The organism is Rhizobium ruizarguesonis (assembly GCF_017357285.1).
Classification (GTDB): domain Bacteria; phylum Pseudomonadota; class Alphaproteobacteria; order Rhizobiales; family Rhizobiaceae; genus Rhizobium; species Rhizobium ruizarguesonis.
The window spans coordinates 21,545-47,361 of sequence record NZ_CP071682.1 but is presented as its reverse complement, the minus strand read 5'-3'; the positions used below and the strand labels follow the sequence as shown (position 1 = coordinate 47,361).

Below are 25,817 nucleotides of genomic sequence, written 5' to 3'. Positions count from 1 at the left end.
CAAACGTCAAGGAGACGACGACGATGCTTCTGGAACAACACATTGAAGAGCTTCGCCTCGAACTGCGCGAAACAATCGGCCCGGTGGAGCGCCGCGAGATCGAAATCGAACTGGAGCTGGCTCGCGCCGAGCTGGCGGTGATCACCGCAGAGCAGGAGGGCGCAATTGACGCGGAGCCTCCCTTCTGAGGAGGCTTTGCCATGTCGCCAAGCCTGCTCCGCCGGATCGACCGGCGCGTCAGGCTCGAAGCTTCGCTTCGCCGTCAGGGATAGACACAATCCGTGAAGATTTCTTCGGAAAGGTTTGTTGCCGATCAGGCAATTGTTCCTGGCCGGAATGCAGTCTTGGTCTGTATCCGCGCGAGCGCTTCTTTCTCAGGACTATAAGGAAGAGCTCGACCGCCTCCTCCTCGCGCCTGAAATGATGCACCAGCCTCTGGCCGCCGGCCCCGATGCGCCCCCATCTGCGGATGAGGCACGCTTCGCCGAACAGTGTCGGCTCGATCGACATGGCGTAGAAGCGAGCCATGTTTTTCGTGGCGTCCGCGCGTTCGACATAGAGCTGGTAGGGTTGTGCGATCATAGCGGCAGAATCGCTGAGAGCCGACTCCACGTCCAACGAGACATTTGAATCGTTCGGCCACAATTGATTCATGGCGGTGATGGGTCGTCGGACGGGCCAGTATGTTTCGGGCGAGCCGCCTGCGGCGGACGGTGCTATTCGCTGCTGCTCACGGAGCCCGCAAGCGGTCTCCGCCCATTCGGGTCACGCCCCTCTCGCGGTTGCCGCATCGTCAGCACGGTTATCCGCACGAGCAGCCAGATGAAAAGGCGGCAGGGCCGGCTGCGCTCGGCAAACGGTCACGTCGCCTGTCGGCGACGTGGTTTATCTCTCTCTGACTTCCTATTGTCGCATTCGCCCCGGCGGCCTCAAGGACATCGCGGCCCCTCCAATTTTTCCACCGCGCCGCTCACGCGACACGACGAAAAAATCGGTTCCTCCGCTCGCCGCCGCTGGCGGTCGCTATCGCGATCCTTGACCCCTTAGGTCGCCAATGCGGGCACCTTTTCGTCAGAACGAAAAGGAGGCTTCTTATGTCTGATTTCAACTTTCTCATGCTTCATGCCAAGCTCGCCGGCTTCAAGCTTCTCGTGAGCGCGAACCGTATCGGCTGCGAGGATGAATTCTCAAAGATGCTCCACGACCGGCTGATGGCCGGCCTTGATGGGGCGATCCGCTCGACGCGCCGTATCGTGGCCCTGCAGCGTGAATTGATCGCTGAGGACGATACCGACGGGGTGATCTCATGCCAACTCCAAGGCGAGGAGGAAGTCCTCGCCCGCCGCACGCTTGTGCTCCTCGATGAGCTAGAGATCGATTACTTCACCTATGAGTATCGGGTCAACGGCGGTGAATGGCACAACGCCTTGTCGGCAGACTGCGACGGCATCGAGATCAGCTATCCGACGACCGTCTCGGTGAGCGACACGGAGATCGGTCCCCTCGCTACGATCATCCACGATATTACGCGGGAAACAGGTATTGCCATCAGCGTTGCGCGCGTCGTCTACGCTTGAGCTGATGGGACGAGAGGCGGTTCCGCCTCTCGTCTTTCCCACTGGCTTGACCGCTTGCAGGCATCGAGCCAGCGCGCGTTCCTGAGGGGAGAGACTTGCCGCCTCTCCCCTCAAACACCCCTCTCCCTGTGGTGCGGGATGACACCCGCCCGGCCTTTCGGGCCGGTTGGCGGACGCTGCCGCGACTTCCCCAAACAAGACGGAGAGGATGAACTCCTTGCGCTACGCCCGTTTTCTTCGGGCATCCGCTCCAGGTGTTCATCCTCTCCTGCGGTGTGCTCGCCGTCTCATCGTTCGCATGTCGTCGATGCCCGTTCCCTCCGGTCACGGTCCTCTCGACTCCTCACGACGACAGCTCGCTTCAGCATCTCCCATCAAATCGGTCTGGACACCGTGCTGTTCCTCCGGCGCGGCTCACAGGCTTGCCCCTGTGAGCGCTATTGCTTTGTCTCACGACTCGCAACAGCATCAGCGCCTCGGGCACGGTGTCCGGGCCGATTTGATGGGAGATGGCAGGATAGGCTAACGGTATACCGTTAGCCGCTTCGCCCGAGGGGCGATTGCCGAGAGGCGTGATCAACGCTGGAATCTGTCGCAGCTTATTTGCAGGTGTAGGATCTGTCCGGACATGAATTTGGTCTTGGTAGAGGTCGTTTGGCGGCAGAGAGTGACATCTCCTCACGGCGCTGAATCTCTGGTCTGTGAATCGGCGGGCGTGCAATTCACCCGTTTCGCCAATCGGTCAATGAGAGATCCGGCGTTCTCGCGTTTCGGCGGTTGGGCTCGTCGGTGGATCAGCGCATAGGTTCATCAGCGATTGTGCGGTTGGGATAATGGGCGAGGGGGTGCTTCGCCAACTCCGCGCATTGGCAAACCGGCGATCGCGATTATTACTCATCGACGATTTCGGCTAATAGGTGGTTGAGCAAATCGGCGTTTTGGGGATTGGGAATACGAGCCGATAGGTGATTTTGCGAACCCGCAATTCGGCGATTGCGCTGATGAGCGATCTTGCGAATGATGTCTCCGATACTTTTAGCGGGGAGCCTCTTACCTGCCATTTGCCAACGTAAGTCGCCAGTTCATCGGGCATTCCGTTGGGAACCGTCTGCTTGAGAACTTGCAGGAAAGCTGCCCGGCGAGCGAGCAGACGTCGCGACGAACAGAGCGCCGACAGTGCGAACTCAGATCATCAGCAGGTGCGGGTTCAAGACGTCGTTTGTGCGTTGCTGCGGGTGAGGCAAACGACTTTACGGCGAGCCTCGGTCTTCAACACGAGTCTTTCAGATGGTATGCCGCCCGATCAGAGGAGTCCCTGTCCGAGCGATGGAGGTTGATGATCCGAGCGGCATCTTTGAAGCTTATTCCGTGCTTCTTGGCGAAGTAGTCGACGTCATATGGATCTGAAATCTTCTTGCGTGCGTCCTGCTCGATTTGTTGACGTCGCTGCATAGAATTCTCCTCTGAACTGATTGAGGGAAGGGTTCATTCAACGATGGCTGCTTCGTGGTTGTTTGACGATAGTGAATGCTGTTCAGCAATCGTCTTGGAGGCAGTTCCTGGCTGGCTGTGGCAGCGAAGACTCTGCCGCGTCAGCGGGAGGGACCGCTTCGTCGGGTTTTGGTGCTTCCATTTGATGTGGCCGGCGCCCCTTGCTCGGTATAACCCTCATGGGTCGGATGTTGCGGCAGGTCGTCTCCGCAGCATTTGAAGCCCTCAGGCGTCCGCATCTGGTTGATAATATATTATACTGGAGTATAAGTGCAGCTCGCGGCGCGAGGGGTAAGGTCAAGGGAGATCAGAACCCGTTGCGTGGCCTCTACGCTGTTAACAACCGGGTCTGCATCTGACACACAATCGATCCCTACTGACGAAGGAATGGTACAAAGTTCCGATATCGATCGATTGCCCGGGTTGCGGCGCACAGACCCGGTCCGCCGGCATTGTCGTCGGACCATCGAGCCTCGTCAATGATGCCAACGGCTCTGAGGTCGGTGTTCTGAAGCGGCCATGGACACCGCTTGCCGCCTTCGCATTCGTCGAGTCGCTCGGCGGTCGAACAAAGAACGTCGAGCAGTTCATCGTCAGCCGCTTTCACAGCACGTTCGAAATCAGGAACGATCACTTGCTGTCGATCTGCGAGCACTGCCGGGAAAATCTCTCACCCGCCGCTACCCGGTCTGCCGGTATGAATGGCTTTGTCCGCCTGGGGCAAAAAGGTCTGCTGGTGAACGAACGGATGCTGCTCTTCGCATCGCGCGTCGTGTTGACGGAATTCCATGGCGGCACGTCAATCGAGGAAAGCGGCCTGCCGCATCCAGATTACGCGCTCATGCTCATTTGCGATGCGGAAAGCGCAGGCGGCGAAACCGGGACTATCGAACTATGGCATAGCATCGCACGTGACGACTACGCGATCGTGGTCAAAGGCCATGAAGGCAGAGAGATGTTGCGGGACACCTTCAACGATGACCTGAAGGATGTTGTGAGAACCATTTTCGATCTCGGACTGGTGCTCACCCAGCTTCACTTGGCTCAGGCACCGTCACCCTATTGCGGGCTTGCCCGTGATCTTTTTCTCGAAGCCCTCGAACATGCCGGTTATCGGCAGGCAAGCTAGAAAGCAACACTATGCGGACTTTCACGAAGCTCTTCGGGTCTCTGGCAGCAATAACGGCGCTGGCAGGATGCGGTCACCAGGTTGAGCGGCCGCGGCCACAGCCGCCGGTGCCGTTCGCGTATCTCAGCCTTGCAGCCTGCAAAGCCTATTCCAGCAACATCGTCGAGTGCCAACTTGACTATGGCACCCAATTCGGGCGCGAGCGTCTTGGCCCCGTCCAGGAGAGGGGCCTGTGGATTTCAGAAGGCGGCGAACGCTACCAGATCGAGTCCTGCTATCCAGTGGCGAGGATAAAGAGGGAATTGCCCAATTTCGTGTGCCGAATCTATGGCTCCCAATCAGGAATTTATGCCGGTTCGGTACTGATCAAAGGCGGCACAGCGGTGCGCCTGGCCCGCATATTGGGTGATCGTGAACAGACCCAATATCGTTGGACGCCGGATAAATGGTCGCGCGCTACGCCATTGATTTTCCTTCGAGAAACGGGTCCCGAAGCGCTGTTGCCGCACCAATAATTATACCGGAGTAAAACTTTTAAGTTGATTTCCGTAACGGAATGCGGTTCAAAATCTTATACCGCAGTATAATTTCGGACTGGTTCGGCTATGGATCGCATCCCACTTCCGCTTGTGAAGAGACCGCAAAAGGTATGGTCGCGAAGCGCGCTGTGGATTGCTGGAATGTCGACACTTCTGCTCACCGGTTTCGCTTCCAACCCGGGCGACAACGATCTGCCCCCCTCGTCACAAATGACTGCTCTGGCCGATGGGCCTCGCGGCGTCAAGAGTCAGAAGGCAGGGAGAGTGGCAGCCAGCTTGATTCCAACTGCCGCGTTGAGCGTGACTGTTGCGACTAAGCAGCCGCCGCAGCCGACAATCGATTGGGTCAGCTTCAGTCATCGCTTTGACGTGCCGAAAGACGAACATCCGAGTGCACCCGACGCTCTTTTATCGGAAACGATGGAAGAGTTTGAAGACAGTCACCCGGGATTACCAGGAGAAGCGGCTGGTAGCGCGAATGCGCTCCGCGAACGCACCGTGCATTCGCCAATCGACGTCTTCTCCTTTGAGCAGAAGCCGTCCCCTCACATCGTCGATCCGCCGTCCGCGTTGAAAGCTGATGCCAACCCGGCGTCGATACAGCCCCGACCGGATCTGCTTTCCGGCATCCCCGAGAACTATGCAAAGCTCGCATTAGCGATCGCCGCTACGGAAGGGGTTGACCCGAACTGGGTGCTCTCGATCATGCGGGCCGAAAATGCCGGCTACGATCCACGCCTCGTCAGTCCAGCTGGTGCCGTCGGCTTGATGCAGGTGATGCCGCGGATCGGCGCAGCCTTTGGTGCGAATGATCTCACCGATCCAGAGCAGAATATCCGCGTCGGCACGCGATTCCTCCGCGTTCTCATCGACAAGTATCGCAATCCGGTGCTCGTCGCCTCTGCCTATAATGCCGGTGAGCCTCGTGTCGATCTTCGCCACTCCTTGCCGCTGATCCGGGAAACCGCGGACTATGTCACGCGTGTCGTCGGGTTCTACGTTGGTTCGGCGGCGACCTCTACGGGCACGCGTAGCCTGTCATCCCCGTCGGAGTCCGGCTCGAAGCGCCGGGCAGGGACTGCCGATCGCGCAAAATCACCGATGCTTATTTTTTCTGTTGCAGATCCGCTGACAGCGGCGAACCGCTCCCCCCAGGAAGACGGACCGACCCACGTTGGCGGTCCCGTTAAAATCGTCAAGGAAGAGGTGCATTGATGAATCTAATCGCAGTGGCAGTCCTTTATGGCAGCGTCGCCTGGCGTTCGACGACGAAGCGCAAATGGGTCGGCAATGCCGCAATGGTCTTTGCGGCCAGCCTGATCCTACTCGTCAGCCAGTTCGAACCGGCTGCGGCGCAAAACCTCGATGCCTTGCAAAACGCCGCTGACCGGCTGGTGCAGTTCTTCACCGGTCCGTTCGGCCGCTCGGTCGGAGCGATCGCTTTCATCGGCATGTTTCTCGCCGCAGCCTTCGGATACTGGTCGTGGGGCGCCCTGCTTCGGGTTGGGGGAAGCCTTGCCGGCATGTTTGCGGCCGCCGAGCTCGTCGACTTCCTTGCTGGCAGCGGATCTTGAGCCATGGCTGGATCAGGCAACACCGCCGACGGCGGCGATGAGTACATCGAATCCTATCCGGTCATCCTGGCTCTGACGCGGCCGCCGACGGTTATGGGGATCCCCTACACCTATTTTCTGGCGGAATGCTTCATCTCACTGATGGTGTTCATGATTCTAGGTTCGATCCTCTGGTTCCCGGTCTCATTCGTGATCCTTCACAGCATCCTCTATGTGCTGACGGTGAAGCTCGACCTCTGGTTCTTCGAGATCGTCGGACGGCTCAGCATGTGCGGCGTCAATCCTCTGGGCCGAAGGCTCGGCGGTGGCATCAGAACCTATGGGGCGTGATCGATGGACACCATGGCGAAATCGTTGAAAGGGAGCTTGTCGAAGGGTTGGGAAATATTTGCCGACCGGCGCGTATCGACGCATGTCCCGTTCTATGTGCCGATCGAGAACGGCATTATCCGTCTGAAGAACGACTGCCTGGTCTCGACCCTGAGGCTGACCGGCTTTTCGTTTGAGACCGCCGATATCGAGACGATCAACATGCTGCAGCGGCAGCGCAATTCGGCGTTCCGCGCGATCTCGTCGATCGGCAATTTTGCGCTCTACACCCATGTCATCCGACGCAAGGTCGCGCCCTCGCTGCCGTCGAGCTTCGCCGATCCCTTCATGCGGCGTCTCGACGACGTCTACCAGTCAAGCATCTCCAGGAACGAGATGTTCGTCAACGACACCTATGTCTCCCTCGTCATTCGGCCCCTGTTCAAGAAGGGTTCGGCGCTGTCCCGTGTCATGGGCATTGGCGGAAATGTCGTGCGAAAGGAACAGTTTCGTGCGATGCGCGACAAGCTTGTCGAAGCGATAAGGGCACTGGAAAAATCGCTTGCCGCCTACGGCCCGAAGGTCTTGCACGACGTGCAACGCGCCGAAGTCGACCTTGGCAGCGGCAAGAAGATCTACCGCACAATCTCCGACGATAAGGCGCTCGACGAGGGCGTACGAACAGCCTGGTTCTCGGAGCAATGCGAGTTCTTCTACACACTGCTGAACGGCGGCCGGGTCCGGCCGATCCGCCTCGTCAATATTCCGATCGACGAAATGCTTCCGGCGCGGCGGACATCGATCGGCAACCGGATTATCCATCTTCAAGGCGACACGTCCGGCGATGACCGTTATGCGGCGATGGTATCGCTGAAGGAATATCCGCCCGAGACCGGCGCCGGCATGCTCGACTATATCCTCAAGCTCCCTTTCGAGATGGTGCTGACCCAGTCGATGTCGTTCGTCGACGACATGGCCGCCCGCAGCCGCATCGAAAGGCTTGATCGGCAGATGTCGAAGGCCGACGAAGGCGGCTCCAGCGTCCAGGCCAATCTCGACATCGCCCGTGACGAACTCGCCCGCAAACGCGTTGCCTTTACCGAGCATCACCTCACCGTCATGCCAGTTGCAAAAACAACGGCTCAGCTTGATGACGCCGTTGCGCTGATTGGAAACGAGCTCGGCGCGCTCGGCGCATCCTATGTCCGAGAGGATCTGAATGCCGAGCCCGCTTATTGGGCGCAACTACCCGGCAACCAGGCCTATATCGCCCGACGCGCTCTCATCTCGACGCTCAACTGCGCCGGGCTCAGCAGTTTCCATGCCTATCCCTATGGCAAGCCCGACGGAAACCACTGGGGTCCGGCAATCACCATCTTTGAGACGACGTCAGGGACACCCTTTTTCTTCAACTTCCATCAGGGCGACGTCGGCCATACGACTGTCTTTGGACCGACGGGTTCGGGCAAGACCGTCATCATGGCCTTTCTGATCCTGCAGGCCTACCGCGTCAGCCCGCGGCTGAAGACGATCGTCTTCGACAAGGACCGTGGCCTCGACATCATGGTGCGCGCAGCCGGCGGACGATACATCACGCTCGAACCCGGCGAACCATCGGGTTGGAATCCATTGCTTCTCGATGACACCGAGGAAAACCGCGTTTTCCTGTACGGGCTTTTGAGCTTTATGCTGAAGCCATCGAAGGAAGGCGAGAGCCTGACGCCGCAGGAAGAAACGATCATCCGCAATGCGATCAAGTCCGTGCTCAAGACAAAAGACAGATCGTACCGCCGGCTCTCATCCTTGCGTGCCCTCTTGGCCGGAAGCGAGAGGACCGAAGGCAGCCTGATCGCACGGCTCGACAAATGGGTCGATCGCGGCCCCTATGCCTGGCTCTTCGACAATGCCGACGACAATCTCGACATCTCCAGGCCGATGATCGGCTTCGACATGACGTCGATCCTCGATGACCCGACGGTGCGCACCGCGGCCCTCCTCTACATGTTCCACCGCCTGGACGGGATCTATGACGGCAAGGCGCCGATCATCAACCTGATGGACGAAGCCTGGAAGCTGCTCGACGACGACGAGTTCAAGCGCACCATGAAGGACTACTTCAAGACCATCCGGAAAAGGAACGGTCTTGTCATTTTCGGCACGCAGTCCGCCGACGACGTCGTGCAATCCAGTGTCAGCCGCACGATCATCGAGCAGACGTCGACCAACATCTTCTTCGCCAATCCGAAGGCCGACGAGCACTCCTACATGGAGAATTTCGGACTCTCGAGGGCCGAATTCGAATGGGTCAAGAACGGCGACCCGAGCTCGCGTTTCATGCTGATCAAACAGGCGAAGAGCAGCGTGATCGCGCGTGTCGACATGTCCCACATGCCGGAATTCATCAAGGTCTTGTCCGGCCGCGAGGAGACCGTTCGCGAGGTCGAGATGCTGCTCGACGAATATGGAGACGATCCGAAGAACTGGCTGTCGAAATTCTGCGACTGGGAGGGAGAAGCGTCCGATGAACAACGCGAGGCTTCCTGAGCTGGCGACGGCCGGCGTTCTGGTGCTGGCGACAGTGATAACGCCCACGGCCACCCACGCCCAGGTTCCGGTCATCGACAATGCCCGCCAGAAGATCCAGCAGGCGACCTTGAACTGGTATCAGGTTTATCAGGCCGATACCCGGAAACTGAAAGGCGCCTCGGGCGGAACGACGGACAGCGTAGCACCCGGTCAGGGCTCCGGCGCACCCGCCGACTGCTCGGCAGAGGGCATGTCGGGTGAGGCCGCGCCGGCTGGACCATCGCAGCGGACGCCGAGCCAGCAGGAAGTCGCCCGCATGGTCGAGGACGAGGCGATCCGCCAGGGCGTCGATCCGAATTTTGCGCTCGCCATTGCCGAACAGGAATCCCGCTTCCGGCAATCCGCACGGTCGGCGGTCGGCGCGACCGGCGTCATGCAGCTGATGCCGGGGACCGCCGCTCAGCTGGGCGTCAATCCCTACGATACGCGCGATAATATCCGCGGGGGCGTTAAATACATCAAACAACTCCAAGGGATGTTCGGCAATCGCTACGACTTGATCGCCGCCGGCTACAATGCCGGTCCTTATCGTCAGTCGCTGCAGAACGGCCAGATCCCGAACATTCCCGAGACGCAGGATTATGTCAAAAAGGTCTCCGCCTATTACGGCCGCAACAAGACGCAGAATGGCGATCGGACCCCGCCGGCTAGCGACAACACCGAGCCCGAAAGCGCGAGCTACGGGAACGGCTGCGGCGAGCAGCTGAAAAAGGCTGTCGACCGCAATACGCAGGCGCAGGTCGAGCGCGGATCCGTCTGGAATGAGCTGCTTGGGAAATCGATTGAGGCGAACCAGCAATATCTGCAGCGCCTTCAAGCCGGGTTGCAATCGTCGTCGGCGAACTTGCGCGGCTCCGGCGGCGGCAACTCCAAGGATTTCGACGGCTCGCTGGTCATGGCACAAATCCAGTGCCCATCGACCGTCGTCGACACCGGCAGCACCCGCTGCTTTGCCGTGCCGTCGAGTGCCACGACCGAGCAGATCCAGCGCTGGCTTGACGACCTTCAGGAACAGGTACGCGCCAGTGGCGACACCGCGACCTTCTCCGCGATGCAAGATCCCGTATTGGGCCTGGTGACGGTCGTCGATGCCAGACCGATAGCAAACTGAAACGGACAAGAGAGGTTAGGCACATGAAGAGATTTGTCATCGCGGCAGCCTTTGGCATCGTCGCCGTCTCGCACGCTTTCGCGCAGGTCCCCGTCAAGGATTCGGAAAACATTTCGCTCAGCGAGGACATAAAGCGACTGTCGTCTCAGATCCAGCAGGATACCTCGGTCGTCAAGGACAACACGACGAAGACCTTACAGGCGATCACAGGCGATCGCAGTCAGGATGCCAGCCAGTTTGCCAAACTTGCGACCGGCAATGGCTTCAGCATGGGGCAGGCGCCGGATTTCGGATCGATCCTGTCGGGAAATCAGGCGGTGTTCGGCGGCATCAGCGGTCAGTTTCAGAATACGGCCGCCAAACTGATCAACGGCCTCAACCTGGTGAAGATGGTGGTCGATACCGTCAAGGGCGGGGAGCTCTCAGGCGCCAACCAGGCCTATTCGCAAGGGGTCAATGCCTTGACGACGATGACGGCGCTGACGGATGCGATGAACAGCGCCACCAAGGATCGGCAAAACTCGTTCATGCAGGCGACCGAGAAGATCGGCACGGCTCAGGACCTCAAGGGCGCGCTCGAACAGAACACCCAGATGGTGCTGCAAGGCAACCAGACCGCAAACGAAGCCGTTGGCTCCCTCAACAACCAGGTCATGCTGCTGAACCAGCAATACAAGGCGGCGCTCGCCACTTCATCGCAGAACCTCAAGACCTTCGCGCCGCTTCCCGACGGTGTCATGCGGGATGGAGGCTTGGAGCAACAGGGGGCCTCGGTTCGCGATCAGTTGAAGGCATTCGAGGAGCAGGAGCAGTGAGGCTGGCCCTGATCCTGGCATTTTATTGCGCGGCTCTCAGTGGCTGCGGCGGCAAATACGAACAGTTGGCGAAATGCTCGGCCGACGAAAATCCGGTGCCGGCACTCGGTTACGACAGAGCGCCGCAACCAGCGCCGCCGGAACAGGCTCTGGCGAGAGTCGTCACGGATGATTGCGGCCCAATGCGGCCTGTCAATTAGGATGCGACATGGATCCAGTCAGCTACGCGATCAATTTCTATGGCGATGCGCTCAGATATTTCGACAAGATCAATGAGGCCTCGCTTGAACGGGCCTGGGGCCTGTTTGCCCAGCACAGCAATCTTGTCTCAGCCATCCTGGCGATCTTCCTGATCCTCTACTTCCTCTGGGGTGCACTCGGACTGTCTGCTGTCTCCCTGCAGGACATGGCGGTGACGGCTTTCAAGATCGCGCTGGCTTACGCGTTGATCATGTCCTGGGCTACCTTCTACGACAATATCGGCCAGTTCGTGCTGTCGACGCCACAGGATCTCGGTTCGGCCATTTCCTCGGCAATGGGCGGCCAGTCCGCCGGTTCCGATCTCGCCAGCCAAGTCGCCTCGATGGCGCGCAAGGTCTACGACTTCGCCATGCAGCTCTTCAATTCCTACGAGTCGGGGTGGCTGCCGAATGTCACCGGCGCTGTGGTCGTGTTCATTGTGCTGGTGTTCGGTCTGCTGCCGATGCTGCTGATCCTCACCGGCGTCACGCTGTTTGCCAAGATGATCACCGCCGTGATGCTGGCGATCGGCCCGATCGCGATCCTCTGCTACTTTTTCGGCATCACGCGATTTGTCTTCGACGCATGGGTGAGGGGCGTCGCCTACGGCATGTTCATGCTTCTCTTCACCTATGTCATGGCCGGCCTGTCCTTCGGTTTTCTAATCGGCATGATGGACACGATCAACGGCGACATGGCGACCAAGGAAAACGCATTGGCGATCGTGCTCGCCATGGTGCTCTACCTGGCGCTGATCTCCTATTTTATTTTCCAGGTGCCGGATTTCGCCAGAACCTTTTCCTACGGCACGGCGATATCGGGTGTGCCGGGTGGGGGCGGTGTCGACACGGGTTACAGCGCCGCCCGCAGAGCACTTGCATCCAGCAATTCGAGGGCCGGGCAGGCGGGAGCCGTCGCGCTTGGCATGCTGACTGGTCCGAGAGGCGCCGTGACGGCGGCAGCACTTGCCGGCCGTGGCAGTGTGGCCGGCGTCGGGACGCTCGGCCGGATGCTCACCAATCGCCGCCGCAACAGCGAGTGAACGAGACACCGTTATTCGAGGGTAACACTTGGCATTGTTCAGAAGACAGACAACACCTGCTCCGACCGATCATGTTCCCGGCCCGCAGGAAATCTATGACCGGCACTTGTCCTGGGGCGAAAGGAATCGCTCGCTTCGGACCTTGATCGGTTTCATCCTGCTCGTGTTCGCCGTGGCGGGCTGGGCCATCGCCGGAATACTGTCGTTTTCGGTGGCGCAGCTCTTCCCGCTTGTCCGCACCGAGGTGGTGCCCCTGATCGTGGACAAGAACACCGGCTACATGGAAACCGTGACGACGCTCGACAAGGATCGGTCGAGCGTCTCGGAAATCCAGGCGGTTCGCGCCTCATTCGTCGGCAATTACGTCATCCGCCGCGAGACCTACGATCCCCGCTATCTCTCGGACAACTTCGACATGATCGCGCTCTGGTCGGAACCGAACTCCGACGCCTTCAAGGAGTATGAGGCGTGGATGAACCCGAGCAACCCAAGGGGGCCCGTGAAGACACTGGGTGCCACCGGCGACATTCGGCCGGAAATCCTCTCGGTCAATCCCCTCAATGCCTCGACCATGGCCGTCCGATTTGAGACACGGGAGCGCCAGCGCGGTGGCGATGTCATCAATCGCTGGTCTGCTACGGTGCGCTACCGGCAGATCAATCTTCCCGCCAGCAATCGGGTTCGTCTGTACAATCCGTTGGGCTTTGTCGTCACCGAATATGCAAGGGTTCCGGAAACCATGCCGTCGGGGCCAGCCCAATGATAAAGCGGATGGCAGCTCTTTCATTCGTACTGCTGCTGGGAACCACGGTCGGCCATGCCGAACTGGTAGCACGTCCGGGAAGGCTCGATCCTCGGGTGCGCTCGCTACCCTATTCGGCTGAACAGGTTTTCCTGGTGACCGGCACCTACGGCATGGTGACGACGATCCTCTTCGGCACGGACGAAGAGATCACCCAGGTGGTTGCCGGCGACACCGTCTCCTGGCAGATCCTCACCTCGGCCGACCGGCGTTCCCTGACCTTGAAGCCGATGGAAAAGGACGCTTCAACCAATCTCTCCGTCGTGACCACCAGGCGGACCTACTCTTTCGATCTGCGGGTCAACGACAGCAAGGCGATCCAGAACCAGACCTTCAAGCTGCAGTTCACCTATCCAGAAGACGCCGGGCTGAAGGGGACCGCGGAACTCTGGAAGCAGGCGCAGGATGCTGCCGGCAATCCTAACCTCAAGAACATCCGCCGCGATAAGGTCAACTACGATTATGGCTTCAAGGGAAGCGATGCGGCAAAGCCCTTATGGGTATTTGACGACGGACTGAAGACCTTCATGAAGTTCACCGGCGACATTCCGGCGATCTTCATCGTCGACCGGAAACGCCGTGAGAGCCTCGTAAACTACCGCCGCGAGGCCGATTATATCGTCATCGACAGCGTCTCGCGCCAGTGGTCGCTGCGCTATGGCACCGAAGATGAGACCTGCCTGTTTAATCTGCGCACTATCCCCGCCGATATTCCAGCACCGATCGAAGGTGCGGTTGCGCCGAAGCGGATCGGTGCCGGCGGTGTCCCGCAACAAGCTCAACATTAGGAAAGCGCGCCATGTCGGATCCAAATTATCATTCGCTCGACACCGACAGTGCAATCGGCGGTCCGGTCCGACGGAGCGGCGTGGGTCTCATGCGGCCGATCGCGGTTATCGCGGCCATCGCCGGCGTCGGCGTCGTCCTTTATTTTCTTCTTGCCGGGGGTGAGCAGCAGCCGGCGATCGACACGACACCTCGGGAGGAGTTCCGTCCGGTCCAGACACCGAGGAACGAAGGGTTCAGAACACCGGCCCCGCCTCCTTTGCCGACGGTGGTCGTTCCCGAAGCGCCGCCGCCACCCCTCCGCCGCCGCCAGCGCCCGTCGTTCCGGCGGCTGCTCCCGTTTTGCCACCGGCCGAGGTCGACTGCACCAGAGGCAAGAACCCGGACAATCCCCGCTGCATCGAGCTCGCACGGCAAGCCAAGCTGCTGGAGCGTGTCCGCTCCTCCGCCATGGTCTTCGATCAATCGGATCAGAGGAACGGCGCGGCACGGGCCTCGACCGACGCCGCGGGTGCGGGACTGTTCGGCGCCAGTGATCCGTCCGGGGCGCAAACGGCAGCAGCGTCAAACGGCGGCGGCGCGGTCGACAATGATCGTGCTTTCCTGAAGGCGATGGGCGGGCAGGGTGTGGACGTTTCAGTCGCAACCGAGAACCGCCGCCCCGACGCTTGGATCCCTCAGGGCACGATGATCCGCGGAACGCTGGAGACGGCCATCAATTCAGAACTCGCCGGCATGGTGAAGGGGATCGTGCGCGACGATGTCTATTCGTTCGACGGCCGTCGCATCCTCATACCGGCTGGGTCGTCACTGATCGGCGATTATAAATCCGGCGTCGAGCGGGGGCAGGAGCGGATCCTGATCGTCTGGACACGGATGATCCGCGGAGACGGCGTTTCGGTGCAGCTCGGCTCTTATGGCACCGACCGGCTCGGGCGCTCGGGCATGACGGGTGTCGTCGACCGCAAGTATTGGGAACGGTTCGGGCCGCCGGCGATGATGACGCTGATTGGTGGCGCCACCCAATACATCGCCCAGCTTGGTCAGAAGCAGGATCGCAATATCACCATTATCAACGACAATGGCAGCGTCACCAGCATCCCGCAGGACAATGGTGAAACGTCGCAGGACCGTGCTCGCGAAATAGCCGCCGAGACCATTGCCTCCGGCATCCAGCAGCTGGGGACAGAAGCGTTCCAGGACAGTCGCAATATTCGGCCGACGATCCACGTCCCTCAGGGCTCCGACATTAACGTGTTCGTCACGCGCGACCTCGACTTCGCCGGGCTTTATGCGGACCCGGTGCGCGAAGAATTCGAGCGCTTGCGCAGAAAGAGGCTCGGCAAATGAACGCGCGCCCGTCGATTTCTGCCGAACAGCATTTTCTGTCGGAGGCGATCGAGCCGATCCGGCCGTTCCTCGACGATCCCAATGTCGTAGAAATCTCCTGCCAGCGCAGCAATGAAATTTGGCTCGAGCGGATCGGCCAACTCAGCATGGTTAGGCAGGACGTGGACGGGCTCGATCAAGATGCGATCCGCCATATGGCCTCGCGCGCCGCCTCGTTCACCAAGCAAACAGTCAACGCGCAACATCCGCTCCTGTCGGCGACCCTCGTCAATGGCGAGCGAGTGCAGTTTGTGCTGAACCCGACCTCGGCGACCGGCCATGCGTTCTCCATCCGCAAGCAGTTCATCCGCCGTTTCGATCTGAACGACTATGAGAAGGCCGGCGCGTTCCGTTTCACCAAGGTGACCGGCGACGATTACATCGATGACGTCGATATCGAGTTGTCGCGGCTGCTGCGGGCCGGCAAGGTTCGCGCCTTCCTGGAGCTCGCGGCAATCAATCACCGCAGCATGCTAATTTCGGGCGGCACCTCCACCGGCAAGACGACCTTTCTGAATACGATGCTCACCGCCATTCCGAACCATGAGCGGTTCATCCTCATGCAGGACACTGCCGAGTTGAAGCCGCGGCAAGAGAATGTCGTGTCGCTGCTGATCTCGAAGGGTGGCCAGGGCGAGGCGAGGGTCACGATGGGCGATCTGCTGGCCACGGCGCTCCGTCTCAGACCGGACCGGATCTTCATGGGCGAGTTGCGCGGCGACGAGGCCTTCGACTTTTTGAATGCCATCAATACCGGGCATCCCGGGTCAATGTCGACCATCCACGCAAACTCACCGCACCACGCGTTCAACCGACTGTCGACGCTGGTGCTCAATAGCAACGTGCGCATGGAGCGCGACGACATCATTCGATACATCCGCTCGATCATCCCAATCGTGGTCCAGTTGAAGAAGAGCGATGGCGCGGGCGGCCGCGGCGTCAGCGAGATCTACTTTGCCGATGAGGTGGACGAAAATGGCAAGCGTATCCACGCACACCGAGACTGACCGCCCGAAATGGACGGGCCTGCAGCGGGCATCGTTGTTCACCTTGCCGATCGCACTCTTCGGCGTCGTTCTCTTGTGGCTCGCCTTCTTCACGCTGATCTATGACGCCTACATCACCTCGTTCGGGTCTTCGTCCTACTTCGACTATGTGGGACAGGCACGCTTGATCGACGCCGTCCGCTATACCTGGTCTATCATCCATGTCCGCAACACGGTCGGACTTTCGCTGCTGGCCTTCGTCCTTGCCTTGCCGTTCCTGTCTTTCATGACTTGCCTCTGGATGTTGAAAGGCGGGAGGGCGCTGTCGCGCAAGATCCTCTATCTCCTGCACATCCGGTCGATGTTCAGCCTGATTGCGCACACGGCTCTCATCTTCGCCGCCGCTTATGCCGGTGTCATCGTCTACGGCGTGGCCTTTTATCTCGTTGCCACCAGGGCCGGTGAGCATGCCGAAATCGCCAGCTACTATGGCAATCATCTGGCCGCCATGTATCAAGCGCCGTTCGGGGCGACGGATGCAGCCGGTGCCTATCAGAAGCCGTCTCGACAGACGGTGCTCGCAGCCCTCGCGGGCCTCGCCGCCGCCGGTGCCATTGTCGGATTTCCGATCGTCGCGGCAATCCAGAAACGTCAGCGGATGATCATGGGTAAGGCGCGGCTGGCGACCTTAAAGGACGCGGCGGATTTTCGGCTGCGCGACAAGCACGGTATCGTCCTTGGGCTGAAGCAAGGATTGCTGCTGCGCAACGACGGGGACCAGCATGTCATGGTCATCGGGTCGCCGGGGCAGGGCAAATCGCGCGGCTTCGTCATTCCGACGATGATGAGTTTCCAGGGGTCACAGGTCGTGCTCGACATGAGCGGCGAGCTGTTCGAGGAGACGTCGGGCTACCTGAAGGACAAGGGATATGAGGTTTTCCTGCTCGCGCCGGGATCGAGATACACCGACGGCTACAACCCGCTAGACCTGATCAGTGACGAGCCGAACCAGCGGATCACCGACTTGCAGAAGCTGACGCAGATGCTGCTACCGGAACGACTGCGATCGGATTCCTCCGACTTCTGGGAGGAAAGCGCCAGGATCCTGCTGACGGCGATGCTCGGCTTCGTGCTCGAATGCCCAGACACCCGAAAGTCGCTCAGCGAGCTCTATCGCATCCTCAACTCGATGTCGGATGAGCGCAAGGCGATCATCCAGTTATTGGAAAATTATGAGCCGGTTCTCTCAGACCAGACTCGCATGCAGCTGACCAAATTCGCCGGCCGGCATGAAAAGCTCGGGGAGGGGATTGCCGCGGAGATCGTCGCCAAGCTCAACTTTCTGCAGAACCCATTGGTGGAAGCGCTGACCTCAATCACCACCATTCCGATCGGCACCATCAGAAAGCGTAAGCTCGCAATCTACATCCAGGCGGACTGGAACGCCATGCAGATCTATGAGCGGCTGATCTCGATGTTTATCCAGCAGATGGCCGACAAGCTTGTTCAGATGGGGCCACTGCGCAACGGTGAGCACGAAGTCCTGATGATGCTCGACGAGTTCGGCAATGGCGGCCGGATCGATACGGTCCTGACGCTCGCCCCGCTGATCCGCAAGAATGGCGTGCGTTTCGTCTTCATCCTTCAGGATGGCGCCCAGCTTGAAAGGCTGTATCAGCGCTCCGGCCAGAAGATCCTGATGGGCGCCTCGACGATCAAGCTGTTCATGAATTTTCAGAACCAGGAGGATGCCACGGCAGTCTCGATGGCCGCCGGCAAGACGACGGAGTGGGTCGAGCAATCGTCCTATTCGCATCGTCACGGCCGAAGGCAGCGGTCGATATCGAAGGTGCCTGTCTCTGTCGATCTCCTTCCCATCAATACGCTGATGATGATGAAGCCGGAAGAGGCGATCCTGCAGGTCACCGGCATGCCGCTGATGCGCATTATGAAGCTCGACTCCGGCGGTGAGCGGATGTTCTCGAAAGTGCGAAAGTTCAAGCCGGTGAAAAGACCTTGCATGGAGCCGGTTGAATGGACAATCGCCGACAGCAGGTCAGCTGCGGCGGCCCCGCCCGCGACGGGCGCTCATATCCATTTTGATCGCTCCGTCGTCAAGGATGCTGTCCGCCACGTCTACATCTCCTCGCTTGACGAACTGCGTCATCGCCTGGATCTCGACGAGACACGCGAGGCCGGTGTGACAGAAAAAGAGGCGCCGGAGGAAGAAAAGAAGCAGCCGGGAGGTAAGCGAAAGGGAGATCCGGCGAACGGAAAACGAAAGCGCAGCATGCCGAAAACGTCTGGTGCCGCTCGTGAGAGTGACAACGATCTCAATATCGACGAGGAGAAGCTCAGCCGCAATGTCTATTCGGGCTCACCGGCACATCGGAGCGTTCGATCCAAACAGACCAATGGTCCAACGGATCATATCGTTCCTCGGCCAGTGGCGCCAGTTCTTCAGCGGCAGGAGGTTAGAGACGCATTTGGAGAGGATCTTAACGCGCTGAACGATGTGATCTTCCAGCAGGCCGAAGAGAACGCGCTTGAGCCGGTAGAGCTCAACGCGGATGTCGAGCTCTTAATTGAGAGCCTTTCTAATCGGCTCACCGAGGACAGCTCACGAGCCTACCTGTACCAGTTCGCCAACCTGGCCCGAGATCCGCTGGGCGAGGATCGGGAGCAATATGAGACCGAGGCGCACGCTGATTAGCACAAGCGTCCGTCGATCACCGACCATACATTACGGCGCGAGAGGAAGCGAGACCGCGCACCGTCTGCCAGGAGAGCAATACCATGGGTGAGATTAGACATCTCTCAAGCACAGAATTTTCAAAGGGTCGCAATCTCGAACGAATTGTCGCTGCGGCCCGAGCTGACGCCGGCTTTTGGCTGATGGTGAAGGAGCGCGAGACGGAGAGGCAAGCGATCAGAGCTGAAGTTGGTCGGGAGGGCGGTGGTGAGAATGCCATCGATCGGTCGGCGCCGGCGAGGCTCACGCCGACTATCACGGAACTGGTTGACGACCTCGTGTCGCGCATGTTCGGGATTTGCCCACCCGAATTGCTGATGACCGTCCAACAGGCGCTCCTCGATGCCGCGAAAGGTGAGCTTAGGGCTGTCCAAGCGACCATTCATTCAAAACCCGCAGAAAATGACGACCGCAATTGACCCTCAACACAGGCTGCCGTCATCGGACGTCGGCGAAGTGTCGTGTTCAGATCGTCGAACTTGATCGATCAGCCAGTTTTGTAGCCGCCTGGCGGTGTCTGCGGCCTGCGCCTCCGTTAGATCCTTGGGAAAAATGCCAAAGATCGGCCCGAGGTGCTTCATGCGAGGCAGGGTCTTTTCCTTCGCTTGCCGGTATTCCTCGGTCTCCATCCCAAAGGCTTCGACAATGAGGTTTACCGACTGAGATCCTCGATACGACGCCTCCAACATGAAGTCCGGCCTGCACAGACCAGCGGGGGTTTCCAATGCGAATAGCGGTTTGGTGATCTTGATGCGCAGGTCCGGTGCAGCGTCGAACAGAGATTGCTGCAGCCAGAACAGCAGGTGCGAAACGTCTCTTTCGAATCCCGATTCCACCGGGAACAACGTGTCGCCATTATAGACCGGCTGGGCGTAGGCCTGAATCGCCCGCACCGGTCCCTCGTCATCATCCTGAAAATCGACGTTCAGCAATGTCAGGAACGGACCTCTGAGTGCCGGATCCCCACGCAGTGGCTGCCGGACTTTCCCGAGTAGCTCGATCGTTCGTGAGGACGATGCCGGCGTGATCGCCTGCGCCGATACGGTTTTCGTGAATAGCAACATAAAGCCGGTTCGCCGAAGACTTTCCGGCCAGTCCGGACGGGAGGTCCAGAGAAATCGCTGCCAACGGCTATCTGAATCCCAATAATCCGCAGCCCATGTTGACATTAGTGCGTTCAGTGTCCAGGTCCTCAGCACCCTGAGTTCCCTTGCGGCGGCGCGTATCCGCGAGAGCTGACCTGTCAGCGTAAGCTCGGGATCGTCCTGCAAGGGCGGAATGACATTTGTACCCGCCTTATCCAGCATCCGCCACAGGACGAAACCAAGTCGGGAAGGCCGATCGTTCCGCTCCTTTGATCGGGTCGGATCATCTGCCGAGAGATCAGCAAGACGGTTGGGAATGGATGGAAGGGCGTCGACGTAGTTGCGCTCGGATTTTGGCAACGGGCAGATCCGATAGCCCCGGTCGAAGAATGCGGGAACGGCGTCCTTGTCCACATGAAAAGGGCACGTTCCTGCATGGTTTGGCCGTCCCTCATGCCGGTCGGCGTCCGCCTCCTTCGGGGTCAGTCGTCGCAGCGTAAATGTGCGCTCCTGCCGGATCGGCGCGAGCAATGGCTGTAAGCCAGCAGCGAGGCAATCGCATTCAATCCAGCCGTCCATCACTTTAGCGCGTTTGATAACCGAAAGCGCAATCGCCTCATCCTCGTTGGATGCAGCGTTGCCATACCATGCACGCAACGCGGTTGCCTCTCGGTCGGACAGGTCCGCGAGGGGATAGGCCGGACTGTTGCGAACGACGATCCGCATGCCAGCCCCTTCAATAGCCGAGGAGCCAGAGCCGATATCCGAGATATCCCACTGCCATCGCCGCGGCGATTGCGACGATCGTCTCTCCCCAAGCTTGCATGTCCCAGCTGCCGCCCTTGTCGAGGCGCGAGCCTTCGAGCACAGCCGAAAGGAAGGCATAGACCGGGATCATCATCGCGTAGCCCAGCGTGAGGCTGTCTCGGATTGCGATGCAGGCAAGGAGGAAAACACATCCGAGAACCAGGGTCGCCACACAGAGCCGCCGCAAGTCGAATCGGTAGCCGCGCTTTTTGAGCGACGTCATCGAAAGCCTCCTCATATTCAACCTCAAAAATATAACTGCAGTATAAGTGATGGTTGAGTTGCGGCAAGGGACGAATCTAGGGAGGGGCCTGTCCATGAGGCCGGTTGAATACGGCAGCAACTAGCAGGCTCCGCCATCCTCTTGCAGGGCGTGATCGTCGCGGTGTAAGACGTGTAACGAAGTCGTGAACGGTTGGATGCACGAGATAGGCAACAAAGGGTTTACGCTTCGTCATAATGGTCTCTAGTCGGCGTCAGGCATTGGATGCGCAGTAGAATTTCGAACAAATCCCGCGCTACCAGCTGCGGCAGTACCCTCTGTCGCCGGGATGATACTTTTGTTCCTGCCGTATCGAGCACATCTTCCGCCAAGGAAGGCGTTCTATGTCTCGCGTGAAAGACGACTCATCCGGCACCACCGCGGACGTCTCGGTATTGAAGGCCCTATCCTTTCAGGAAAGGCTCGCCATTGGTCTGGCGCGATTGAAGGCCGAACGCCGATTGACGAACAAGGATTTGGCTGAGCAACTCGGTGTGTCGGAGGCCTATATGTCGCAAGTGACCCGCGCCATGCGGGACGTCAAGCTGTCGACCCTCGACAAAATGCAGCGCGAGTGGAATGTCGTGATCGAGGATTTGCTCAAGGTCACCGAAAAAGACCTTCCTCGGGTGATTGCGTTGAAAGCGCGCCGCGGGAAGAAAAATGCTCCCGAGACCGCGTCCTGATCTCCGTCACAGAGCATGATCGGTTCTGGGCCTAGTGATTGAGGTTAAACCAGAACCTTTCCTTCACGCCTTGGTCATTTGGGATATCGAAGAAATAGGGATCGGCTCGCCGTGGTCGCGGGGTGGCTATTTCCTGGATGCAACCATCGTGGCCATTTCCGAAACTGCGCCCTATCGTCATACCCGACTGCCGCGTATTGGCATTGCCCTCGATCGGTGATCGGCAGACATCGACCGTCTTCATGCACTGGTCGGGCTCGCCCCGCCCGCCGTTGTTGCCCTGTGAGCTATAGCCGACCGTCGTTCCGGCCGGGCAATCCTCGTAGCTTTCTCGCCCCGGCTTGCCGGCGTTGGCCTCATGGCAAATCGGCCAGGAAAATCCCGGTTCCTTCATCGCGGCAATGAGCTTTGTCATAGGTGGAACACAGTAGGGCACGCCGTGCCAGGACGGATTTTGCGATGCCGCACACAACAGAACCTGACATCCCCAGGAGGCGTCGTCGGCTTTTGCGCCGCTCGAAGGGACACCAAGGGCTATAGCTGTCAATGCGGCGACCATAATCAGGAACGGTTTCATAATTCGCCTCCGTTATCGACTATTGAATTTGCGCCCAGATGCCGTCGATCCTCGCAAAGGAAAGCACGCCCGGTTGCGCTGAGCCGGCAAAGGAGCCCGATGTCGTTGTGATGATGCCGGTACAGGTGACACCGGGGATTGCCGCGCGCGGCTTGCACTCCGAAATCCTCATCGACCGGCCCGACTTCGCGATCGCAGCGCTTGCCTCTTCGTTGTTGGGAGCGTCGACCGGCAATGGTTGTTGCGCCGCGTCCTTCAGCCCGGCGATCTCTTGTTCCAGCTTTGCGATATGGCCGCTTCGCACCAGCTCATTGATCGCGTATCCTCCCGCTGTTCCACCAAGGAGGGCGATGGCAGCACCAATTACCGCGGTATCGGGACGCTTGGCCATCGGAACCTCAATACCCCTCGATGCCCAGTCGCTTGAGGACAGCAACCGGATTGGTCTCGCAATCTCGTTTCCAATCCGCGTGTTTGGCGCAGGCGTAGGCGTATTGGCTAAGGTCCGCCGATGACAGGTCGGCAAGCCTGTTGCCGATCGCTTTCCATCGCTGCACGTCCGCCGGATCGCAGCCTGCGCCGCCCGCGCCGCAAAAGTTCGGATCGCGCTGTTCGGTCAGATTAGGCGTGGCGCCATCTTGCGCGCCGCTCGCGATTGGAGCGAAGACGAGCAGAATTGCCGCGACAACGAGGGAGCAAAAGATGCGGTTCATTCAGTCTCCTTGCACGTCTTTGAGTTCAGCGAGCCGTTTGGGTGATCGGGAGCGGTAGGGGAAGGCCTGTGTCGGCTTCTGGTGATTGGCCGTCCGACTTCTCTGCGCTCGCCTTCGATGCGGTGTAAAGCCAAGGGGGAAGCAGGTCCGGCGACGACCAGACTCCATAGCCTAGACCCCGTGCTTTTCGCTCGATATCGAAATAGGCGGCGACCTGGGGTTCGTTGCGGTAATTGAAGGCATAGCCGATACCCTCCGCAATTGCCGTTGCTGCGAGATTTGTCTCGCCGACGAAGCAATGGGCAATCAGGACCTTATTGGTGTCGCGGCCAATCGGTGCGCAGTTGACGTTCTGACCCAATGTCCGGAGGATCATCCATGCGCGCGAGACCTGACCGGCGGGCCACTCCACCCCATCGCTCGTCGCCGTCTGCTCAAGGCGAGGGGCTTCATACCCAGCCAGGCGGACGATCTCTCGGCTCTTGACGAATTCGAACTTGGTCGCATCAACGACCTGAACCTTGCCGTAGATCTGACGCGGCACATCGGTTGAGCGGCTTTGCGCAAACAATGCCGTCGGCGCCATTGCGAACCATACTATGGAGGCAGCCACAACTCTCATTGTTGTGCTCCCGCCTGTCGTTGGAGAACGGAAACCGGATGCGGCATGTCCGAATAGGCCCAAAGTCCGGCGCGCGCCGAACGCGCACTTTCCTCAGCAGCCCTGTAACCTAGAACGATCAGTCGTCCCGCGCTGTCGACGGCTGCAAATCCCCAGCCTTGGGCAATCATATAGGTTGCCAGATCGTAGCGATGCTGGCCTGTCGTCGTTTGGCATGCGACGACCGCGTTGTTCTGGTCGAGATTTTTGATGGTCGCGCACACAGGCCTCGTGTCCCGGATCAATGCCTGCACCATCATCACGTCGAGTACTCCGCAGTCCCTGATAACACCGGCAGAGACGGTGACATTGGTGCCGCGAAGACAGGCCTGCAGGCCATAGAGCCGATAGCGTCGGCCACCGGAGATCCAGGTGTCGCCCGTCTCAAATTGTGCCTCTGTCGGAAACGGAACGAATTCGGGTTCGGCGCTACCAGCCTCAGCGGCCGGGGGAAGGTCGGTTTGCGATGCCTGGACAGGAACGACCGGGGCCGAGAAATGCGGTTCGCGCATGACATCGCCATGGGCGAGCATCGGCATGATCGTCGTGGCAGCATAGACGCCGGAAGCTGTGATCGTGGAAATGAACATGAAAAGCCCGATCCGCATCAATTGGTCGACGGATTGGCCGAGTAGCGTTCCCCATTGGGATGCGCGAACTGATCGTTTGCCCAGATGCCGATTTGTTCACCGCGTGCGACGTCCTCGGCTTGCAAATATTCCGGGAAGACGGGGCGGCCGGCACGGTCACGGGCGGCGAACGCCAAGCCTTTGCTGATGAGCGCCTCGGAAAGCGATCGAACCGCGCCATTCTCGACGAAAAAACATTCGGCGAAATGCACGGCTGGTCTGCCGCGATTTTGCGCGAAAACGTGGCAAGGAAATGCGTCGCCAGCGCCTGCCTTTGCCTCATCGAGTGTCGCAGTCATGCCCGCAAGCGAGATCATGGCACAGGTCGTCTGCATTCCGGCGAATTCCATTGGCTCGGTCGACAGGCAGCCCTGGACGCCGGCCAGTTTGATCACGGCACCGTCGGCGCCGAGAAACGCGCTGCCGCTCAGCGCGGCTTTTGGACTAACGGTTTGCAGATCAAGTCGGGACGCGATCGATGATGTGTCCAGCGGTATTTGTGGTCCGGGGATCAGGTCCCGGCCCTCTGCGTAGGCGTTTTGATAATAGCTGACAAACTCAGAGGCAGTGTCGGCCCGCGCGGCAAAGGGCAGGGCGATCAGGGCATTGAGAAGGGTGCAAAAGAGGAGGCGGTCGAACCGCCATGCGCCATTGTTCATGCTCGCATCCGTCGCAAGTTGACTATCTCGTAGCATGCACGAAATTATACTGCAGTGCAAGTCTGGAAAATCCGCGGAGATTGCAGTATATGCTGTTGAACACCGGAAACGTGCGGATGGAGAAGGGTAGTGTCGGCGGCAAGAAAGGCGTTAAGGGTTGTTGTCTTCCCATTCCGGGCGGCCTGTTTCCTGATATTGATCGCGAACTTTTTGGTCGTATCGGCCGTCTGCCTTTTCGTCGCGTTCTTCGTTGCATACGGTATTGCGCTGGCGTTTTCGTATGCCTTTCTGCCCGCAGAATGGACGCAGGCACTATGGCGATGGGCAGCGGATCTGTATGCCCAGTCTTCCTGGTTCAAAGCTGCCGCACTCGCTTTCTTCACGCTACTTTTCTTGCCCATCCTTCGATTTTGGCCGGCGAGGGATTCGGTGGCGGATGCGGCGCGTGAGCGCGAGATCACACAGCTGAATGACGATCTGGTTGCCGCGCGGCGGCAGGAACAGTTGCGAGCGAAACTTCGGGCCTGAAGGAGAGTCAGCTGGCACGTTTGTAGGGCGAGGGAGCCCACAACGTCCTTGTCTCCAAATTCTCAGCGGTACGCCGCCACTG

General features: G+C 59.4%; 27 protein-coding genes and 1 pseudogene. 19 read left to right on the top strand and 9 right to left on the bottom strand.

All coding sequences use genetic code 11. The features are described 5' to 3' along the window. Positions 1-23: 23 nt before the first annotated feature. Positions 24-188 carry a hypothetical protein gene (locus J3P73_RS34545; protein WP_204340612.1) on the top strand — a complete coding sequence of 55 codons (165 nt, stop codon included), beginning with the start codon at positions 24-26 and terminating at the stop codon, positions 186-188. 154 nt (positions 189-342) lie between these two features. Here J3P73_RS34545 and J3P73_RS34540 read toward each other — a convergent pair. Then, positions 343-654: pseudogene (locus J3P73_RS34540) on the bottom strand (WGR domain-containing protein); the annotation flags it as partial. Between the two features lie 440 nt (positions 655-1,094). Between J3P73_RS34540 and J3P73_RS34535 the strand changes: the two are divergent. The 16 genes from J3P73_RS34535 (at position 1,095) to J3P73_RS34460 (ending at position 19,547) form a co-directional block, all read left to right on the top strand. Then, on the top strand, positions 1,095-1,577 hold the full coding sequence (locus J3P73_RS34535) for a hypothetical protein (RefSeq protein WP_164579981.1): 483 nt from the start codon (positions 1,095-1,097) through the stop codon (positions 1,575-1,577). Between the two features lie 2,125 nt (positions 1,578-3,702). Next, positions 3,703-4,197, top strand: a complete 495-nt coding sequence (locus J3P73_RS37855; protein WP_245002802.1) for a hypothetical protein — start codon at positions 3,703-3,705, stop codon at positions 4,195-4,197. An 11-nt stretch (positions 4,198-4,208) separates the two neighbouring features. Continuing rightward, positions 4,209-4,712: a hypothetical protein gene (locus J3P73_RS34525; protein WP_164579982.1), complete on the top strand. Its 504-nt coding sequence runs from the start codon at positions 4,209-4,211 to the stop codon at positions 4,710-4,712. A gap of 165 nt (positions 4,713-4,877) precedes the next feature. Continuing rightward, positions 4,878-5,951 (top strand): lytic transglycosylase domain-containing protein, encoded by a 1,074-nt coding sequence (locus tag J3P73_RS34520; RefSeq protein ID WP_164579983.1) that lies wholly within the window; start codon positions 4,878-4,880, stop codon positions 5,949-5,951. Next, positions 5,951-6,310, top strand: a complete 360-nt coding sequence (locus J3P73_RS34515) for a TrbC/VirB2 family protein (RefSeq protein WP_164579984.1) — start codon at positions 5,951-5,953, stop codon at positions 6,308-6,310. Before J3P73_RS34520 ends, J3P73_RS34515 begins: the two co-directional genes overlap by 1 nt. Positions 6,311-6,313: 3 nt before the next feature. Next, complete coding sequence (locus tag J3P73_RS34510; protein WP_164579985.1) at positions 6,314-6,640, top strand: VirB3 family type IV secretion system protein; 327 nt, start codon at positions 6,314-6,316, stop codon at positions 6,638-6,640. A gap of 3 nt (positions 6,641-6,643) precedes the next feature. Next, entirely contained in the window at positions 6,644-9,163 is a 2,520-nt protein-coding gene (locus J3P73_RS34505; protein ID WP_164579986.1) for a VirB4 family type IV secretion/conjugal transfer ATPase, read from the top strand. Continuing rightward, positions 9,141-10,316, top strand: a complete 1,176-nt coding sequence (locus J3P73_RS34500) for a lytic transglycosylase domain-containing protein (RefSeq protein WP_164579987.1) — start codon at positions 9,141-9,143, stop codon at positions 10,314-10,316. Before J3P73_RS34505 ends, J3P73_RS34500 begins: the two co-directional genes overlap by 23 nt. A gap of 23 nt (positions 10,317-10,339) precedes the next feature. After that, positions 10,340-11,131 (top strand): conjugal transfer protein, encoded by a 792-nt coding sequence (locus J3P73_RS34495; protein WP_164579988.1) that lies wholly within the window; start codon positions 10,340-10,342, stop codon positions 11,129-11,131. A gap of 208 nt (positions 11,132-11,339) precedes the next feature. Beyond that, positions 11,340-12,413, top strand: a complete 1,074-nt coding sequence (locus tag J3P73_RS34490) for a TrbL/VirB6 family protein (protein ID WP_164579989.1) — start codon at positions 11,340-11,342, stop codon at positions 12,411-12,413. A 28-nt stretch (positions 12,414-12,441) separates the two neighbouring features. Continuing rightward, positions 12,442-13,176, top strand: coding sequence for a VirB8 family type IV secretion system protein (locus J3P73_RS34485; protein ID WP_164579990.1), 735 nt, complete (start codon positions 12,442-12,444; stop codon positions 13,174-13,176). A gap of 8 nt (positions 13,177-13,184) precedes the next feature. After that, positions 13,185-14,003 carry a TrbG/VirB9 family P-type conjugative transfer protein gene (locus tag J3P73_RS34480; protein WP_245002801.1) on the top strand — a complete coding sequence of 273 codons (819 nt, stop codon included), beginning with the start codon at positions 13,185-13,187 and terminating at the stop codon, positions 14,001-14,003. Between the two features lie 340 nt (positions 14,004-14,343). Beyond that, positions 14,344-15,351, top strand: coding sequence for a type IV secretion system protein VirB10 (gene virB10 / locus J3P73_RS34475; protein WP_245002800.1), 1,008 nt, complete (start codon positions 14,344-14,346; stop codon positions 15,349-15,351). Continuing rightward, positions 15,348-16,397: a P-type DNA transfer ATPase VirB11 gene (gene virB11, locus J3P73_RS34470; protein WP_164580028.1), complete on the top strand. Its 1,050-nt coding sequence runs from the start codon at positions 15,348-15,350 to the stop codon at positions 16,395-16,397. Before virB10 ends, virB11 begins: the two co-directional genes overlap by 4 nt. Then, entirely contained in the window at positions 16,366-19,089 is a 2,724-nt protein-coding gene (locus J3P73_RS34465) for a type IV secretory system conjugative DNA transfer family protein (protein ID WP_207580341.1), read from the top strand. The genes virB11 and J3P73_RS34465 overlap by 32 nt, the downstream gene beginning before the upstream one ends. A gap of 182 nt (positions 19,090-19,271) precedes the next feature. Then, entirely contained in the window at positions 19,272-19,547 is a 276-nt protein-coding gene (locus J3P73_RS34460) for a hypothetical protein (protein ID WP_245002799.1), read from the top strand. A gap of 3 nt (positions 19,548-19,550) precedes the next feature. On the opposite strand, the gene J3P73_RS34455 is transcribed toward J3P73_RS34460, so the two are convergent. Together J3P73_RS34455 and J3P73_RS34450 are read right to left on the bottom strand one after the other, a co-directional pair. After that, entirely contained in the window at positions 19,551-20,939 is a 1,389-nt protein-coding gene (locus J3P73_RS34455; protein WP_164580025.1) for a hypothetical protein, read from the bottom strand. Positions 20,940-20,949: 10 nt separating this feature from the next. Then, a complete protein-coding gene (locus J3P73_RS34450) occupies positions 20,950-21,243 on the bottom strand; it encodes a hypothetical protein (protein WP_164580024.1) in 294 nt (97 codons plus the stop codon). Between the two features lie 383 nt (positions 21,244-21,626). Here J3P73_RS34450 and J3P73_RS34445 point away from each other — a divergent pair, with 383 nt between their 5' ends. Beyond that, the gene (locus J3P73_RS34445; RefSeq protein WP_164580023.1) at positions 21,627-21,968 is read left to right on the top strand and encodes a helix-turn-helix domain-containing protein; all 342 of its coding nucleotides are present in this window, start codon (positions 21,627-21,629) and stop codon (positions 21,966-21,968) included. Between the two features lie 31 nt (positions 21,969-21,999). On the opposite strand, the gene J3P73_RS34440 is transcribed toward J3P73_RS34445, so the two are convergent. From J3P73_RS34440 to J3P73_RS34415, 6 genes are read right to left on the bottom strand one after another with little or no spacing between them, the layout of a single operon-like run. Continuing rightward, on the bottom strand, positions 22,000-22,545 hold the full coding sequence (locus J3P73_RS34440; RefSeq protein WP_164580022.1) for a hypothetical protein: 546 nt from the start codon (positions 22,543-22,545) through the stop codon (positions 22,000-22,002). A gap of 19 nt (positions 22,546-22,564) precedes the next feature. Further along, the gene (locus J3P73_RS34435) at positions 22,565-22,936 is read right to left on the bottom strand and encodes a hypothetical protein (RefSeq protein ID WP_164580021.1); all 372 of its coding nucleotides are present in this window, start codon (positions 22,934-22,936) and stop codon (positions 22,565-22,567) included. A gap of 7 nt (positions 22,937-22,943) precedes the next feature. After that, complete coding sequence (locus tag J3P73_RS34430) at positions 22,944-23,258, bottom strand: hypothetical protein (protein WP_164580020.1); 315 nt, start codon at positions 23,256-23,258, stop codon at positions 22,944-22,946. A gap of 25 nt (positions 23,259-23,283) precedes the next feature. Beyond that, positions 23,284-23,844, bottom strand: coding sequence for a thermonuclease family protein (locus J3P73_RS34425; RefSeq protein WP_245002798.1), 561 nt, complete (start codon positions 23,842-23,844; stop codon positions 23,284-23,286). A gap of 32 nt (positions 23,845-23,876) precedes the next feature. Continuing rightward, positions 23,877-24,509 carry a thermonuclease family protein gene (locus J3P73_RS34420; RefSeq protein ID WP_164580018.1) on the bottom strand — a complete coding sequence of 211 codons (633 nt, stop codon included), beginning with the start codon at positions 24,507-24,509 and terminating at the stop codon, positions 23,877-23,879. 17 nt (positions 24,510-24,526) lie between these two features. Continuing rightward, on the bottom strand, positions 24,527-25,207 hold the full coding sequence (locus J3P73_RS34415) for a nuclease (RefSeq protein WP_207580340.1): 681 nt from the start codon (positions 25,205-25,207) through the stop codon (positions 24,527-24,529). A gap of 129 nt (positions 25,208-25,336) precedes the next feature. On the opposite strand from J3P73_RS34415, the gene J3P73_RS34410 reads away from it, so the two are divergent. Beyond that, positions 25,337-25,735, top strand: a complete 399-nt coding sequence (locus J3P73_RS34410) for a hypothetical protein (RefSeq protein WP_164580016.1) — start codon at positions 25,337-25,339, stop codon at positions 25,733-25,735. The last annotated feature ends 82 nt before the right edge of the window (positions 25,736-25,817 follow it).